The following is a 15,145-nucleotide window of genomic DNA, read 5'->3' as shown; positions in this document are numbered from 1 at the left end:
GCGCACTGTCGCCCCTTGGCGGTCGTGATCATGCAGCGTAGGTGTCATTCACGAACGCTTCGGCCGCTCCTAAAACCTCACGGGAACGCAGCTGTTGGATGTAAAGCACAGGAAGTTCTTCGTTCAGGCGCGGGTTTGCACCCATAAGCCAGGCCAACGCGACATGCTTTCCTTCGGCAAGCTCAAGGGTCTTCCAGACGCGATGACCCAGGCGTAAGCGGGACTCCACTTCCGGCCGCGGTTCCGGGCCGTCAGGCTTGGCCCACCGGAACGGAGACGTGCGGTCCTTCACGCCGGCCATAGTCTGAACCACTGTCGTTCCCAGATTCTCATTGAGTTCGCGCACAAGGTCGTGGATGTTCATCCGGGTGGTCCCCAGATGAATGTCATGCCGGGTCGTCGCTTCCATATTTCAATCATCGCAGGCTTGCAAGCCTAAAGCAACGAAAATGCAACGCTAAACAAAGCGGAACGGTGGGCAGGTTATAACTGGAGAGGTGGCCGCTTAGTGCTCGTTCGCACCGGTCTTGGCCCGTTCTGAATGGGCAGCAGGAGTGGTCAAGAGCCCCGGCGCGCCGGAACCCTACTGCAGGCCGTACTCGAACTCGTCCAGCAGCCCGGCCCGCCCGGCCAGCTCGGGAGGGGTGGCTCCGGCCGTCGGCTTGAAGGGGTTCTGCACCGTACCTCCTGGGTATAAGTAGGTGAAAGTGGTGAAAGTGGTGAAACTCCTGCCGCGATAGACCGACCCCTCGCCGAGAAGCAAGACGGGCCCGGGGAGGAGGTAGCATCGGGGCCATGACCGGGGAAGAGAACTACATCGAGCACGCGCTCCACGTCGGCGAGGAATTGACCGGCCTAAGCCTGGAGCAGCTGGGTTTCGAACCCCGGCTGGAGGACCTGACGGAGGCCCAGCGGAACCTCCTGGACGCTGGCGACCTCGAATTGATCAGTTCTATCACGCCGGAGCAGCGCGACCAGAGCCTGTTCCAGGCAAAACTGCTGGCCGGCGCCCTCTGGGAGGCCTCCGCCGTCCTGATAGACCAGCTCTTCGAGGATCTCAACGGCCTGCTGAAGCTTGACCGGATCAACCGGCAGGACATCGCCAACACCTTCGTCCTGTCCGGACTTCCACCCCGACAGGCCGATAAATACGACGTCCGGTTCACCCAACAGTTCCTCGTCATCGCCGCGGACATGACCGGGGCACTAATCCGCGGATGGACCCGCCCGTCATGCGTCGCCCAGGAACTGGCGCTCCGCTGCCTTTTCGACCAGGTCGAGATCATCCAGGACCTGTATGACCTGGACCTTCCGGACGACTGGCGGGGCCTGCTGGAACAGAACATGCTCGAGGACACCGACAGCGAGATGCTCTACCAGAACGCCATGGACGGCTTCGAAGGCGACATCGAACTGAACATGCAACTGGGCTTGGCACCCATGAAAATCGAGGACTGGTTCGAGCCCTTCAACGACGCCTCCGTCCCGCCCTACGTGCGCTAAAACCCGCAAATCCCCACCGTCTGCCACAGTTCTTGAAACGGCGATAAGCGGGTTCCGTCTCCCCAGCCTCACAGGGAATCCTCAGGTTCACCGGCACATAATGGACCGGAGCTCCGGTCAACCGCTATTTGACTGGAGCTTCGCCAATTCCGGGCAGATGCCTAACACTTGGCGAATCGCTGCTGTTGACCAAGTCCCGAGGCCAGACCGAGGGCCTCGTCGGAAGCCTTCGGGGGAGCCCCTCTCGGCGCCAGCTTTACATAATCTTTATTATCGGCGTTTGAAAAACGCCGGGGGAGTGCCTGCAGAAGGGGCTGTTTATCGCCATCGTTGGGTGGCGTTTCTGCCCGGATTCCGGGGATCAGAACTGCTTGGCCAGCGCCCGGTTCACGGCGGCGACGTCCAGAAAGGCTGGGTCAAATTGTTCGGCAGAGCCTGTTATGTCGGCCACCCATGCGGAGTGTTCAGCATGGTCAGGATGCGATGGGTCGGCCAAGGCATCCATGATTTCCTCGTAGCCTGGGAAACCTCCTGAGTCTTCCAGCGGGCCACGCCGGGCGCCGTCGACCAGCCGGGCCGGCGGACTGTCGTCGTCCGCGGGCCGGCGGGAAACCAGGTCGAGCCGGTGCAGCCAACTGTCGCCGAAGTCGTACTCGTAGAACGCTTCGCCCGACCCCAGGGCGAGCAGCTGATCCAGCGAGCAATCCTCCTCAGGCCTGTCGCCCGGTTCTTCACACTCCTGCCCCGGAAGCCACTGGAGGACTTCCGGAAATGCGCCGTCGACCGGTCGCAGCGGCGCGAAGGGGTCGCTTGCCACGAACCTGTGCAGGTGCGCGTCCTCCCAGCCAAAGGCTGCCTGCAGGACCCGATGTACCTGACTCAAAGCCAGGGAACCGCGGAGCTCGAATCGACGCCAAATCCCTGGCTCACTGTCGACCAGCTCCACGCGAACCTCCAGGACCGAGTCCTGTCCAACATTCGTCCCGGCCTCGTAACTGTCCATGGCACTCATTCTTACAGGCACGACGGGCCTACTAGTAAGAGGGGCGCCCCCTCCCCCGCCGGGGCCCATAGCTTGACGAAAGGTACGCTATCGGCTCTTAAAGCACGGAAGTAGAAGTAGCTGCGAGAACTCCCACTCCATGACTAATTCGGTGTCCTCATTCCAGATCAAATTTTTCGCATCGAACGTGTCAGTGTACGGATCCTGGACGATTCTCACTTGAGTTGTCAGCGTCCCATTAGGGCTCAAGTGGTTGGTTCCGGCGGCCCTTTCCGGTCGCCTGGGGGTCGGTTAACGATGCACGGAACTGATAACTAGGTTGAGAACGGACAGTGCGTCCGATTGCAGATCCGGCGGATCAAGAGCAGCCCGGGATGGTTTTGAAATCAGCTCATAACTCCTATTGCCGTCGCACTGCGAGCCGCCCTGGGCGCTACCATGATTCCCAGCCCGGTGACCGCCAACCCCGCGAGGACGGAGGCCCTGAGAAATAGGAGCCGCTCCGATCCCTCAGTCCAGTAACTGTTAAGCATTACAGATGACAATATTGTTGACCAATCTGCCAAATGGCGGTAATTTCGTATAACCACGTCGGATTCAACTAGAGGATGGCAATTGAACGAGATCGCCTCAGACACGGCCCGGAACGTCATCGTGATTGGTTCCGGTCCCGCCGGTTACACGGCTGCCATTTACGCCGCACGTGCTGGCCTCTCGCCTCTCGTCATCGAGGGTGCACTCACGGCCGGCGGAGCCCTTATGACAACCACTGAGGTTGAAAACTTCCCGGGCTTCCCCACGGGCATCGATGGTCCGACCCTGATGATGGAGATGCGAGCACAGGCGGAGCGATTTGGCGCCGAACTCATCGCCGAGGATGCCATCAGCGCGGACCTCACCGGGGAGATTAAGACGGTGCGCACCGAGGACACGGTCTACACGGCGAAGGCCGTCATCCTCGCAATGGGGTCGAGCTACCGCAAGCTGGGTCTTTCCGCTGAGGAGCGCCTGTCGGGCCAGGGGGTGAGCTGGTGCGCTACGTGTGATGCCTTCTTCTTCAAGGGTCAGGACGTAGTCGTCGTTGGCGGCGGAGATTCCGCTCTCGAAGAGGCAACATTCCTGAGCCGTTTCGCTTCGTCGGTGACACTTGTGCATCGCCGCGAGGAGATGCGTGCGTCCAAGATCATGCAGCAGCGTGCGATAGATGACCCGAAAATTGATTTCGCCTGGAACCAGGAAATCGTCGAAATCAAAGGCGAGGAGTCAGTGGACGGTGTCACGCTCCGCGACACCCGTACCGGTGAGACCACGGCAATGGACGTCACCGGGGTGTTCGTCGCTATCGGCCACGACCCGCGCTCCGAGCTGGTCCGCGGACAGGTGGAGCTTGATGACCATGGCTACGTCCTGGTTCAGCCAGGCAGCACTCGCACTAATCTGACTGGTGTTTTCGCTTGCGGCGACCTTGTCGACCACACCTACCGGCAAGCAATCACTGCCGCCGGCTCCGGCTGCGCGGCCTCGCTGGATGCGGAGCGCTTCGTGGCCGCTGCGGAGCACGCACAGGCGTCAAGCGCTGCAGTCCGATAACCTGACCAAACGACTTGGCGTCTTTCACCCATACCCCATTGCGTGAAGCTGCGTCGAACCACCATCATGGCCTGCCATTGCTAACGGCCCATGATCTCTCGAACCTGCATCCGCTAGGTGCCGCTCCCCCCGCGCCGTCGGTGCACTCCGAATGAGCACGATTTTCAGGGCGCTGAAGTACCGCCAATACAGGCTCTGGGCCGCAAGTGCATTGATTTCGAACATCGGCACCTGGATGCAGCGCATCGCACAGGACTGGCTGGTACTGACCGTCCTCACGGATCACTCCGGCACTGCCGTAGGCATCACCAGCGGACTGCAGTTTCTCCCCGGCCTCCTGATCGGGCCGTACGCCGGGGTACTTGCGGACCGGTACCGACGGCGGGTGATCCTGCTATGGACGCAGTCGGCCATGGGACTGTGCGGCTTGTTTGTGGGTCTTCTCGTGATGACGGGCTCGGCAGAGCTGTGGCACGTTTATTCAGCCTCCCTATGGTTGGGTATTGCCAGCGCCATTGACGGGCCGGCCCGTCAAACATTCGTCTCGGAACTCGTCGAGCGGGACGCGATTTCAAACGCTGTTGCGCTCAACTCTGCATCCTTCAATGCCGCCCGACTCACCGGACCGGCAATTGCGGGCGCCCTCATCTCGTGGGTTGGCACCGCCCCTGTTCTTATCTTGGACGCAGCCAGCTTCGGTGCGGTTCTGCTCGCACTATGGCGCATCCGCCCACTAAACGTTGGTTGGCCCACCCAGCCGGTCCGGGGCAGGCGCCCGATCCTTGAGGGCCTGGAGTACATCGGGAGACGCGCCGATCTGGTGCTCATCTTTGCGACGGTGGGCATCCTTGGAGCTTTTGGGATGAATTTCCCGGTCATGAATGCACTGATGGCCATGGAGTTTCATGCGGGACCGGGTGAATTCGGCCTTATGGGGTCTGCCATGGCAGTGGGAACTCTGGCCGGGGCACTCCTCGCTGCCAGCAGAACGGTTCCGAGATTACGCTTCTTGCTCTCCGGCGCGATTGGATTAGGATTTTTTACGCTGGTTGGAAGCGCGTCACCGTGGTTCTGGCTTTATGCGGCCGTCCTGGTACCGGCTGGACTTGCCTCCATCACATTCCTCAACAGCTGCAACACCATCATTCACCTTTCTGTAGAGCCGCAGTACCGGGGGCGCGTTCTCGCCCTGTACATGGCGGTCATGCAGGGAGGAACAGCCCTGGGTGCACCGTTGATGGGGTGGGTGGGATCTGCGTTTGGCGCTCACTGGGCTGTAGCGATGGGTGGATGGGTAGTGCTGCTAACAGGTCTGTTTGCCGCTGCCGAGGTGAGCCGCCGCAGCCATCGGTTCTGGAGGGAGCGGCTGCCGGGCATCCTGACCAGCCGCCGTCCCGCGAAGCGTTCCCAAACCACACGCGTCCCTGAGGCTGAGCGCGATGCCTAGGGGCGACCAAAACGCAGCTACGGTGATCCTGTGGCAGAGCAGCAACGTCACTGCCTTCCCATCGCAGAGGATAAACGCGGTGTGGTTTTGCCCCCGTCAAAGCTGCACGGAGTACTTCCTTACACACGCAACGGACGGACATCTGCGGCAGCGCGCAGATGTCCGTCGGACTAGCTTCGAGGTAGTCGTGGATGTGCCTCCTCGGGCGCTTCTGCTCCGGTCCTGATGTGCTCATCCGCCTGGAGGACCAGCGTGTCACCCTCGAGGTGGTAGCAGCTGGCGTCGGACATCGCCGCCCGTGCCGTGGGTGCGCTCTGGAAAGTGGTGGTTTCGCCGTAGCGGTCGTGAAACTGTAGCGTGCCGTCAGGGCGGATCTCGTATCGGGTAAGGGCCGTGTTGAAGTTAAGCTCGCTGGCTCCGCCTGGAGAAAACCGCGCTGTGCCCTTCCCTGCCTTCGCGGTCCACAACCCGACCAGTCCGGTGCGGAGTACTTCCAACTGGCGCGGGTCCAGTTTCGTGCGTTCCGGGGTGGAGGACGGTGTGGCTTTTTCCGTATGGTCATTGGGGAAACGACCGGGTGCGGTCAGCCACTGAGTGACATACCGTGCTTCAATGTCCAGGGTGTCGCCGTACTTCTCCGGGTTGATGGAGGTCCAGCCGTGAGTTGCGCCTTCCATGAAGGCGATGGTCTTGTCTGCGCTGGCAGCCCTGGCGTAGGACCATTCGGCGGCGATGAACTCGTAGCCCGCGGTATGCCCCATGAGCAGCAGCGGGCATGAGATCATGCCGACGTTGCCGGTGGAGCTCGTGATGGTGCTTTGGAAGTCGATCCCGGCGAGGTGGTCCTCGCCGTAGCTGTAGTCCTCCCCCACGGTCAGCTCGGTCCAGAGGTAGTCCTTCACTGTCGAGGTGAAAGCGGCACCCATGGTGGCGGCGAGGCCAGGGTTGTTCTCGTCACCACGTACGCTGGGCACGACCTCAGTGGTGATCGACCCGTCCCGGTGGATGAGCGGCCAGGCGCCCTTTGTGCGCTTGAATATGCTCAAATCGCTGGCGAAGAGTTTCGGGGCGTTGTTGATGCCAATGCCATCGGGCACTATGAACGGCTCGTTGTCGGAGTAGTCTCCCTCGCCACGCTGGATTGATTCCCATCGTTTCTGAGCGGCGTCAAGCAGGGTGTTGTATCGGTCGCGCTGGGCGGCGAGGAAATGGTTCCGGAATTGGGGAGGGAAATGAGCTTTGCCATCCTGTGCGTAGCCGTTTTGGGGGTTCGTGGCGTCGAGAACTGCAGTGGTCTTGGTAGCGCGCCCCTCGGTGACCAGAGCGGGGTTCAGCGACATGAGATGCATGACAGTGGTTCCGAAGTTGGCGTCCAGCAACATCAGCCCGTCCGCGGGGCGCAGGTCCATGTCTGGCAGGGGTAGCCGGCGCTCGGGGCCTTGGAACACGCCAGCGCCGTTTTCTGCGATCTTTTGGTAGGCACTCATAAGTGCTGCTCCCCGGCTCTGGCCCATAAGCACCACCTTCGGTGCGAGTTCCCGGAATAGCGCCATGCAGTTATCCATCGCCCGGAATTGGTCAATGAACGAGCTTGAGTCCGGGACGCAGTAGGCTGTCCGAACACCGTAAGAGGCCACGCGCTCCAAGAACTTCGATCGCAGTGATGGATTCAGGCCACCGTGCATGGACACCAGAATGACGTGGGATGCACTTTTGGTGATCTCCTGCGGTTCGAACAGCAGGATGTTTGCCCCCGCCACCCGGTGATAGACGTGGTCCACGGCCGTACGTGTTCGGGGTTCGACGACGTCGATCGGCATAACAGAAGATTCGGTCGGCACAGGGCCCTCCTTGGGGCGTTCTTGATCAGGCTTTGAGGTTGTATTCGGCTCGTGTGAAGTCCATGAGCAGAGGTTCGAGGGGACCTAAACCCTGGCGTGGCTCGGCATTGTCGATGAATTCGAGCCATCCACGATTCGTGTCGGATGGATGCCACCGGGGCAGCCCGTTGCCGTTGGGGTTTCCGGTAGCGATGAAGTTGGCGATATACGTGGTGGTTATGTCGGCCAGGCGATAGTCCTCAGGGCGCCATGGGCGGAATGGCGGAACCCCTTCGGCGAGCGAGCCGAACGTGAACCAGGACTCGCTGGAGTGCCAGGCGCCCACAATGTCCGGGTCGCGTTGAGGGTCACGATATCCGGGTTGCTGGGGCAGCATGTGGGACCACAGGTAGGTGTAGGAGACGCAGTCTGCCTGCTGGCTAAGCAGTTCCCCGGTCAGCAGGTTGAGGGCTGTGCTCCGTGCGGAGTTGTTGAATTCATAACCGGCCAGACCGAGAGCCGCCATGCGACGGGTTGCTTCGAAGGCGAAGCTGTCGTCGCCTGGAACAAACTGCTCAAAGTCATGCTCGTCGTAACGGCTACCCAGCAGCGAACGGAAATGGGCACGGAATTCATCGCGGGTCCTGACTGGGCCGGGGGCACCCGCCGAGGGCGCGGTTCCTGTCACTGCGGAGGCGGAGAAGACGTTTGTTTCGCCGAGGTTGTTGCCGTTGAGGAAATGGACACCTGCGGAATTTTCCGCCAGCCCCTCAGCCATCGTCGGGTACGGGATCAGCACGCCATCATGCACCATGTGATCCGGCAAGTAAGCCCTCGGAGCATTCTGGAAGATCTGCTCCGTAGTCAGGGCGCGGAGCTTATCCAACGGAGCATGCGGATCAATGCCGACGTATTCGAGATAGCGCTGGCCGAAGGCTTCGGCCTCAGTCGGAGCACTGAACCGGTGGGTCCATTTGTTGCCGCTGAAGTTGATGACACCGCGGATCTTTCCCTGCGTTGGCTTCGCAATCACCATCGCCGTTGACTTTATGCAACCGCCAGACTGACCGCCGACCGTGATCCGTTCCGGATTGCCGCCGAAGGCCGCGATATTCTCCTGGATCCATTCGAAGGCCCTGATTTGGTCAAGCAGACCGTAGTTGCCGCTGCTCCCCTGCTCCGCTGTAAGCTGCGGCAGCGCAAGGTGACCGAACACATTCAGGCGCTGTCCAACCGTCACGACGACAACTCCCTTGCCGGCAAGAGTCGCAGGATTAAGCTGCACCTCGTAGGAGAAGCAGTTGGTGAGCCCTCCGCCATGGAAGTAGACGTAGACCGGCAGTCCGTCATCGGCCCCTTGCGCCCCGGATGCAACATTTAAGTACAGGCAGTCCTCGGACATTTCCGGTACGCCGTCATAGTAGTATTCGTTGGCGTGCCGGTCCGTGAGGGGAGTCTGTACCGCCCCGGGACCGTAGGTATCACATTGACGCACACCTTCCCATGGTTCAGGATCGGCCGGCGCCGCCCACCGGAGACGTCCCACCGGTGGGGCAGCGTACGGAATGCCCTTGTAGAGGGTGACACCGGCATGATGTCCGGCAAGGTCGACACCGCTGACGGCTCCACCCGTCGTTGAGACGATTCGTGTGCGCATATCCGCATTTCCTTTAGTTCTTGAGTGCTGGGCAGAGGTGCCGGCGCCAGAGCATCGCAGCGGCCGGGCCTCAGTCCTGGGCGCCCAATGATTAACGCCCAGGACCGAAGTTCCCCGACGCTACTTGAGTGTCTTGTTCATCGTCTCTGCGAACTGTTGCGGCGTCATGGACTTACTGGTCACCGCCGCCGTGCTGTCATTAAGAACGGCGTTGTAATCCCCGAGCGATACATTCCACGGCGGCTGCAGCGGGCTGTTTTCGGTGAGTTCATAGGCATATTTGACGAAGTTGCCTTCAACGGTGTCCGGGGCAAGGGATGATGCTCCGGCGATTGCCGGGACCATCCCGATCTCCGCCTGGCCCTTGGCGAAATCCTTGGTGGTCAGCATTGAGCCCATGTAGGTGAAGGCCAGTTGCTTTTCGGCCGCGGATGATGCCGAAGTGACGAACCAGCTCGAGGATGTGCCGCCGTCGACCGTTTGCTCGGCTATCTTCCCACCGGGGAATGTCGTGTAGCCAACGCTGTCCGAGGACACCAGCTCCGGGGCAGAGGAGGCAACTTTCGAAAGGAACGTAGTGCCGCTGAGCATCATGGCTGCACGTCCTGTGTAGAAGAGTGCACGGGCCGCACCATTGGCATCACCGGTGCTGTCAGGGCCGACTCCAAAGGCGCCCGCGGCGGACATGTCCTGCAACTGTGTCAGACCCTTGAGAACGGCCGGATCCGACCATGCCCCTGCCTCTCCCGCCAGGATCTTTTTGAACGGGGCTGCGCCGCCCTCGCGCTCAATGAGGTACTGCGCCATGTAAGTACTTGGATACTTGTCCTGATTACCCAAAGCAATGGGGATGATGTCTGCCGCTTTGAACTTGTCGATGTCGTCGTTCAGTTCATCGATGGTCCTGGGGGGCTCGGCGATGCCGACCTTACTGAAGACTTCCTTGTTGTACCAGAGCAGCGTTGGGGCCGCTCCGAAGTATGGGAAGCCGTATACATCCCCGGAGAACGTGGACGGCTCAAGGGCCGCCGGGATGAACTTTGACTGCCACCCGTCCGAAACGGGCGTCATTTCCTTGCTCAGATCAACGAGCTGTCCGGCCTCCGCGTAGCGGGCCATGGCGCGTGCGGCCGTGGGTTGGATGATCGTCGGCGGCGTGCCGCCAGCCATAATCGTGGTGATCTTTTGGTTCATCGCAGCCCCGGTGAAGTACTGGTACTCAATCTTCGACCCCGGGCATGCCTGCTCAAATGCCGTGGCCATGCTCTTATCGAGTTCAGCCTGGGCATCGGAGTTTTGAAGCGCCCAGATGGAGATTGTTGCAGGCTCCGGGCATTTGGCTACGGCAGCGGTCGGGACGGACGCCTGCGGTCCGTCTTCAGAACCGCAGGCAGCCATTCCGGCAGCGAGAACAACCGCGACCGTCATGAGCGACAATGCCCGGGCCGTCCCCGTGCGCTGCCACAAGGGAGGGACACTGTCCGGGGACACCACTGACTGTTTTGGCATAGAACGTCTCCTTTAGGACCTGAACAGAACGGCGAGCGGATATGCGTTCTCTCCAGAATACGGTAATCAAAATTGGTGAACGATATTGCAGAACAGTGTTACTCTAGGAAGCCGTGAGCGGGTTGTCAACAGGCATCTGTGCCGAGACGTTAGGTCAAACTTCGGCCGCTCTATGGTGTGATCGAGAGAGGTTTTACATCGAATGCAAAGTCTTCCCACCGCGAGAGAGCTGATCAGCCGCGGCGCCAAAGACGCCAAGGTCGCCCGGTTCCTGCTCGGAGGTCCCTTCGGAATCGAACCGCCTAAGGCGTCCGCCGAGCGTCTTGAACATTTCGCATCGCTCGGTGGTGTCTTCGTCGAAACGGCACATGGCTATGAAAACGGTCAGGCCGAAGTTGCCCTTGGTACTTGGCTGGGCAGGAATCCTGGCGCGCTTCGCGTCATTTCGAAGATTGGACATGACCCGGTCGACAACAGTGACATTCCGCTTGACCGGGCCCTGGTCCGGCAACACGTCGAGGAGTCTCTGCAGGCCCTGCAGGTGGACCGGATTGATTTGCTCCTGTATCACGGGGACGACTTGGACCGTGAGGTACCCGAACTGGCCGAGACGCTCCTGCACCTTATTGAGGCCGGCTATGTCTCTGCCGTGGGCGCGGCAAGTTGGAGCGCTGACCGTTTCGCGCAGCTTGCACGTGAGCTGGCGCCCTCCGGCCACGGCCCCGTCGGCAGCTATCAGTACAGCCTGGCCGTTCCGGACCCGGCCGTAATGCGCATAGGAAACCTCTCCGCCAATGCAGGCGTAAGGGCAGTCCTGACGGAGCACAATCTCCCGCTCTTTTGCTGGTCCGCCCAGGCAGCCGGCTTTTTCGGAAGGACCGCCCCCAAAGCAGAACCCGGGCGCTGGAAACTCTATGAAACCAAGGAAAACATTGCGCGGAGGGAACGGGCACGGCAACTCGCGTCCGAACTCGGAGCGCGACCGGAAACCGTGGCATTAGCCTGGACACTGCACCAGGAGAACACATGGCCAGCGATAGGCCCGAGAACCATAGAGCAGCTGGAACTTTCCCTGCTGGCGCTCGATCTCGCCTTGACGGAGCCACAGCTTCGGTGGCTTGAACACGGAGAAGGTGAATGACAGGGGCGCTTGGCCCCCGGAGGATGCCCCGAGCGTCCGCCCTTGGATGCAGCCCAGGGTTCCGCTGCAGCTGCCCTGCCTCCGTTCATAAAGGCAAGCGCGTCACCGCCCGATAACTGTCGGTGACGCTGGTGTTCCCCGGCTGGGTCGGCCGAAGCGGTGAGGCGCCGAACCTTACGATCATTGATGATCCGGGTGACCATCGGGGCGCCTCACCGCGTTTCAGGGGCCAGCCCTAAGCCGGTCGGAAAGACTCCAAAGCCTCATCCGGGCAGCGAATGACGCTGGCCAATCTTCACGGGAGGCCGGGGGCCGGCAGTACGGTCGTGGTCCAGGGTGAGGCCAGGCTGCCTGGCCTCACCCTGGCGTCGATCCTGCTACCGGCGTGCTTCACTACCGCTTTCGGAAGATTCGACGATGGTGTCGAGCAGTTCGTGCAAATCCACCGCCTGCTCGAAGCTGGGGACCGGGTCCCGTCCCTCGCGGATTGCTGTCGCGAACTCGGTGTATGCGATTCCCACGTTCATCGGATCACCGGTGGGATACCCTTCGGGGTCGGGCAGGTACTCAGCCGGCACGGCGAGGTCAATGAGATCATTGCTTCCACGGGCAACCCGGATCCTTGTGAGCTGACCTCGCTGCGAGGCCAGGGCGTTGGTCAGGACCATGGTTCCTTCGCGCCCATATATTTCCATGCGAAATCCCGTTCCAGCCCAGCGTACCGCCGCGACGTGCACGGAGATGACGGCACCGGAACCTAACCTGCCCGACATCAGGACGTGGTCCGGAGCGGTCGGGTGCACCATCATCCCCGTATCAACCTCGACCAGGTTGGGAGTCTGCGCTGAAAGCAAACTTCGCACTGTCGCAAAATCGCCCAGCACAAACCTCACACTATCGAGCACGTGGCCGGCCTGGATAGACAGCTGGTGCTGCCCTTCGCGAATGTCGGTACGCCAAGTGAACTCCGATGTGTGGTCCGCGGGTTTCTGGAAGCGGAATCCGCTGACGTTCGCGGTGAGCACCTCACCAATATTTCCGGCAGCAATCAAATCACGGGCGTAGCGGAGGGTGGGGCTGAACTGTGACTGCAGCCCGATCATGTGTCGCACACCTGCCGTTTGGGCGGCGGAAGCGAGTTCTTTGGCCTCTGCGGTGCTCTTGCCAAGCGGCCATTCAGTGTAGACGTGCTTGCCGTTTCTGATCGCTGCCATGGTCGGTGCGCGATGCATCGGCACCCTCACGACGACAGCAACAGCGTCGATATCAGGGCTTTCTGCCATCGCTTCAAAGTCGCTGAAGGCGAGTTCAGCCCCATAGGCATCCCTGGCCCGCTCCGCGCTCAGCGGGTTACTGGTACACACCGCCACCAGATCCACGTCAGGGTTGGCGAGAAGCGCAGGAATATGAGAGCCGTTGAGCCAAGTCGCGGAGAGGCTCGCCCCCACTACCCCGAGCCGAAGCCGGTCGTTCATTTATTTCTCCTTCACAGCACGGGAGTGGCTCCCGGGATGGGTACGGTCATTGATTCAATGTGATTGCCCGATGAGGCGGAACACTTCGCAGGTGAGGGACCTGTCACGCGGTGGTGCGGCCAATCGGTTCGACACGCCGCTCGGCGAACAACCATCGTCCATCGACGCGCCGGAACCGGTCCCTTTTGGCCACGATGCCGTCGATGCGCGGCTCGTCGTCAACTGAGATGATCATGTGATACGACTGGGCCTCTGCTTCGTCCCGGGTGCCCGTAATGATGACGTTGGCCGCCCAGTGCACTTTGGTTCTCGCCGCGGGGCTCTCCCAGCGTTTGGTTGCCGCGGCTTGGATGGCGGTGCGGCCAATTGTCGCCTCACCTCGGCCGTTTATCGTTATTCCGTCGTCTGTGAAGAGGGACGCCGTTTCACGGGTGTCCCCGGTGTCCTCAGAAACGCTGTAGCGGGTGATGAGCTCCTGAATAGCGAGCCGATCAGCGGCGGTCAGAACAGAATCGACGGCTCCTCCCTCATCGTCGTGGTAAGTCATGGTGTGTGCTCCTGCTCTAATTCGGTCTTCGGGGCCCGCCAGCCCCAGGGGGAGGTTATGGATCGTACGCTCGGCGATGCGCCAGCGACCGTCGACGCGGCGCACGTGATAGACGCGCTCAGTCAGGCTCCAGATCTGCCAGTCACGCGGGGAGGTCTGGTTCAGCGTCGTGTAGTAGTGACGCATGACGGCGCCATCCGGAGTGGGATCTATGGTGGGTTCCCCCAACGTCCAGTGGGACCAAGGGAACATGCGAGGATCAACGGCACGTCCGCGTGCAGCCGCGAGGAGAGTCGGACGCCCCGCTTCCACCCGCCCGTTTCCATAGCGACTGACCCCGTCCTCGATGAAAAGGTCCGCCCACCTTTCAGCGTCACCTTCGTCCTCGGCGATATTCCACACAGACACGATGTCTCGTATCTCGAGGATGTCCTCAGCCGATAGGGTCAGGGACTCATCGCTGTTCACAGGTCTCCAAAGTCGAGCCACGTTGCCTGCTCATCGGTCAGTTGAACGCGGAGCGCCTCAAATGACCCGTCCAGTTGTTCAACCGTGCGGGGTCCGATAGCTGCCCAGGTGCCGGGACGGTGAAGGGTCCATGCCAGGGCAAGGGTGCCCGGTTCGATGCCAAGCTCGGCAGCCAGCGCTCGGCACCTGTCCCGCCGGACTGCATTCTCAAAGGTCTCGAACAGCTGTGACCGCGATTCCTTTGGCGCAGGCCCGGTGCGTGAGAAGAAACCTCCCGCCTGGGCGGACCAGGCGAACAGGGGAATGCGTTTTGCATCGAGCAAAGCGAGCACCTCGGCGTCGGCGGCCAGGTTCCCGTCCCGCAATTGCTCCGGATCTGGAGCGGCCAGTCCATACTGGTAACTGGCGACCACCTCGTGTCCAAGTCCACGAAGTGCCCCCGCCAGCGGAGCGAAGCGTTCCAGAGTCCAGTTGGAGGCGCCAACGCCAGCGACAAGGCCCGTCTCGACCAGACCGTGCAGGGTGCCGGCAAGCTCATCGACGCTGCGGGAGGGATCGTCCGTGTGGAGGAGGAGCAGATCCAGGCGGTCCACCTGCAGCGCTTCGATCGACTCGCGGACGTGCTTTTCCACTACGTCCTGAGAGAGCGGGATGTCACCTTTGGTGACAGGGTCGTGACCGACCTTGGACATAATACGAAGGACCCCTGGGTTGGCCGAGAACCACTTGCCGATGGCAAGTTCGGCGCTGCCGCCCTTGTAGGAGTGTGCCGTTTCCACTACTTGGCCACCCGATGCCGCGAAGTGATCCAGCCGCCGAAACGATTCCTCAATCGGCTCCACGCCGAAAGGACCGCCAAGCACCAGCCTTGCTGGAGTCAATGTGTTCGCTCCCCCACTGGTGAGCTCCTCGATGGTGGGGTTCGTCATTTGTATCCGCCTTCCGCACTGAAGTGAGTTACCGGCCCGAACGTGTTGACACGTCT

At 61.2% G+C, this 15,145-nt stretch carries 12 protein-coding genes; 4 read left to right on the top strand and 8 right to left on the bottom strand.

Annotation, left to right across the window (positions count from 1 at the left end; all coding sequences use genetic code 11):
* Nucleotides 1–28: 28 nt before the first annotated feature.
* On the bottom strand, nucleotides 29–409 hold the full coding sequence (locus AC3A4Z_RS20910; protein WP_498714000.1) for a hypothetical protein: 381 nt from the start codon (nucleotides 407–409) through the stop codon (nucleotides 29–31).
* A 386-nt stretch (nucleotides 410–795) separates the two neighbouring features.
* Here AC3A4Z_RS20910 and AC3A4Z_RS20905 point away from each other — a divergent pair, with 386 nt between their 5' ends.
* Nucleotides 796–1,503 (top strand): hypothetical protein, encoded by a 708-nt coding sequence (locus tag AC3A4Z_RS20905; protein ID WP_498713998.1) that lies wholly within the window; start codon nucleotides 796–798, stop codon nucleotides 1,501–1,503.
* Nucleotides 1,504–1,864: 361 nt separating this feature from the next.
* Here AC3A4Z_RS20905 and AC3A4Z_RS20900 read toward each other — a convergent pair whose 3' ends face one another.
* Nucleotides 1,865–2,506 carry a plasmid pRiA4b ORF-3 family protein gene (locus AC3A4Z_RS20900; RefSeq protein WP_498713997.1) on the bottom strand — a complete coding sequence of 214 codons (642 nt, stop codon included), beginning with the start codon at nucleotides 2,504–2,506 and terminating at the stop codon, nucleotides 1,865–1,867.
* A gap of 615 nt (nucleotides 2,507–3,121) precedes the next feature.
* Between AC3A4Z_RS20900 and trxB the strand changes: the two genes are divergently transcribed.
* Both trxB and AC3A4Z_RS20890 read left to right on the top strand, forming a co-directional pair.
* Complete coding sequence (gene trxB, locus AC3A4Z_RS20895) at nucleotides 3,122–4,096, top strand: thioredoxin-disulfide reductase (RefSeq protein ID WP_498713996.1); 975 nt, start codon at nucleotides 3,122–3,124, stop codon at nucleotides 4,094–4,096.
* Between the two features lie 151 nt (nucleotides 4,097–4,247).
* Entirely contained in the window at nucleotides 4,248–5,543 is a 1,296-nt protein-coding gene (locus AC3A4Z_RS20890) for an MFS transporter (RefSeq protein WP_498713994.1), read from the top strand.
* A 170-nt stretch (nucleotides 5,544–5,713) separates the two neighbouring features.
* On the opposite strand, the gene AC3A4Z_RS20885 is transcribed toward AC3A4Z_RS20890, so the two are convergent.
* From AC3A4Z_RS20885 to AC3A4Z_RS20875, 3 genes are all read right to left on the bottom strand, one after another.
* Complete coding sequence (locus AC3A4Z_RS20885) at nucleotides 5,714–7,384, bottom strand: hypothetical protein (protein WP_498713992.1); 1,671 nt, start codon at nucleotides 7,382–7,384, stop codon at nucleotides 5,714–5,716.
* A gap of 25 nt (nucleotides 7,385–7,409) precedes the next feature.
* Nucleotides 7,410–9,020 (bottom strand): carboxylesterase family protein, encoded by a 1,611-nt coding sequence (locus tag AC3A4Z_RS20880; RefSeq protein WP_498713990.1) that lies wholly within the window; start codon nucleotides 9,018–9,020, stop codon nucleotides 7,410–7,412.
* 120 nt (nucleotides 9,021–9,140) lie between these two features.
* Complete coding sequence (locus tag AC3A4Z_RS20875) at nucleotides 9,141–10,529, bottom strand: ABC transporter substrate-binding protein (RefSeq protein ID WP_498713988.1); 1,389 nt, start codon at nucleotides 10,527–10,529, stop codon at nucleotides 9,141–9,143.
* Nucleotides 10,530–10,731: 202 nt separating this feature from the next.
* Between AC3A4Z_RS20875 and AC3A4Z_RS20870 the strand changes: the two genes are divergently transcribed.
* Nucleotides 10,732–11,670, top strand: a complete 939-nt coding sequence (locus AC3A4Z_RS20870) for an aldo/keto reductase (protein WP_498713986.1) — start codon at nucleotides 10,732–10,734, stop codon at nucleotides 11,668–11,670.
* A gap of 377 nt (nucleotides 11,671–12,047) precedes the next feature.
* Here AC3A4Z_RS20870 and AC3A4Z_RS20865 read toward each other — a convergent pair whose 3' ends face one another.
* From AC3A4Z_RS20865 to AC3A4Z_RS20855, 3 genes are all read right to left on the bottom strand, one after another.
* On the bottom strand, nucleotides 12,048–13,145 hold the full coding sequence (locus AC3A4Z_RS20865) for a Gfo/Idh/MocA family protein (protein ID WP_498713984.1): 1,098 nt from the start codon (nucleotides 13,143–13,145) through the stop codon (nucleotides 12,048–12,050).
* Between the two features lie 103 nt (nucleotides 13,146–13,248).
* Nucleotides 13,249–14,160, bottom strand: coding sequence for a nuclear transport factor 2 family protein (locus AC3A4Z_RS20860; RefSeq protein WP_498713983.1), 912 nt, complete (start codon nucleotides 14,158–14,160; stop codon nucleotides 13,249–13,251).
* Nucleotides 14,157–15,089, bottom strand: coding sequence for an aldo/keto reductase (locus AC3A4Z_RS20855; RefSeq protein ID WP_498713981.1), 933 nt, complete (start codon nucleotides 15,087–15,089; stop codon nucleotides 14,157–14,159). Before AC3A4Z_RS20855 ends, AC3A4Z_RS20860 begins: the two co-directional genes overlap by 4 nt.
* Nucleotides 15,090–15,145 lie beyond the last annotated feature (56 nt).

It is taken from the genome of Arthrobacter sp. Soil_C_49 (assembly GCF_057656635.1).
This window is presented reverse-complemented; position numbering and strand designations above follow the sequence as displayed.

Bases quoted from the DNA above. Each gene is read 5' to 3' on its own strand.
- AC3A4Z_RS20910 (WP_498714000.1), bottom strand. From the start codon at position 409: ATGGAAGCGACGACCCGGCATGACATTCATCTGGGGACCACCCGGATG.
- AC3A4Z_RS20905 (WP_498713998.1), top strand. From the start codon at position 796: ATGACCGGGGAAGAGAACTACATCGAGCACGCGCTCCACGTCGGCGAG.
- AC3A4Z_RS20900 (WP_498713997.1), bottom strand. From the start codon at position 2,506: ATGGACAGTTACGAGGCCGGGACGAATGTTGGACAGGACTCGGTCCTG.
- AC3A4Z_RS20890 (WP_498713994.1), top strand. From the start codon at position 4,248: ATGAGCACGATTTTCAGGGCGCTGAAGTACCGCCAATACAGGCTCTGG.
- AC3A4Z_RS20880 (WP_498713990.1), bottom strand. From the start codon at position 9,020: ATGCGCACACGAATCGTCTCAACGACGGGTGGAGCCGTCAGCGGTGTC.
- AC3A4Z_RS20875 (WP_498713988.1), bottom strand. From the start codon at position 10,529: ATGCCAAAACAGTCAGTGGTGTCCCCGGACAGTGTCCCTCCCTTGTGG.
- AC3A4Z_RS20870 (WP_498713986.1), top strand. From the start codon at position 10,732: ATGCAAAGTCTTCCCACCGCGAGAGAGCTGATCAGCCGCGGCGCCAAA.
- AC3A4Z_RS20865 (WP_498713984.1), bottom strand. From the start codon at position 13,145: ATGAACGACCGGCTTCGGCTCGGGGTAGTGGGGGCGAGCCTCTCCGCG.
- AC3A4Z_RS20855 (WP_498713981.1), bottom strand. From the start codon at position 15,089: ATGACGAACCCCACCATCGAGGAGCTCACCAGTGGGGGAGCGAACACA.